This window comes from Oleiphilus sp. HI0067 (assembly GCF_001635735.1).
Window position 1 is genome coordinate 1 of sequence record NZ_LWFI01000428.1, and the last position, 684, is coordinate 684.

Below are 684 nucleotides of genomic sequence, written 5' to 3' on the forward strand. Positions count from 1 at the left end.
TAATTTTTAATTCCTGGGACAACGTTGTCGGGATTGTTGACTCATTATTCTCACGTTTGAGGGTGCATTGATTGTGATAGTCCTGAAGATCTTTATTATTCGGCATAAGCGACAACGCGAAATCTAAATTAGATAGTGTGTACTCATGGGCGCAATAAATTTGCGTTTCGGCAGGAAGGTTTTGCAGCTTTCTAAGTGAGTCGTGCATTTGTTTGGCGGTGCCTTCGAATAAGCGGCCACACCCAGCTGAAAACAAAGTGTCACCACAAAATAGATGCGTACTTTCTTCATTGGACAGAACGAACGCTATGTGATCAAGAGTATGCCCCGGAACGTCAATAACCGAGAAAGAGTTTCCGCCGGCAATTACCGAATCTCCTTCTCTGACTTGTTCCTTGATACCACCGAAGCGTGATTCTGGACTGCCTATAACGCGGAGATTTGGGAAGTTTGTCCCAAGCGTTTGTATTCCTCCTACATGGTCGGGGTGATGATGCGTTACAAGTGCGGCTTCAAGATCCAAATTATTATCTTCTAAAAATCTTAGTACTGGCGTTGCATCACCAGGATCAACAATAACCGCTGTCGAATCGTCATGGATACACCAAATGTAGTTATCTCGAAATGCCGAAATCGTTGAAATGGTACAATGAGCCATGTTAAACCGCCGTAGTTCTGTGATTA

General features: G+C 43.7%; 1 protein-coding gene. It reads right to left on the reverse strand.

Annotation, left to right across the window (positions count from 1 at the left end; all coding sequences use genetic code 11):
* Positions 1–658, reverse strand: a 658-nt coding sequence (gloB, locus tag A3739_RS04965; RefSeq protein ID WP_068500549.1) for a hydroxyacylglutathione hydrolase, incomplete at its 3' end; no start/stop codon positions are given.
* Positions 659–684 lie beyond the last annotated feature (26 nt).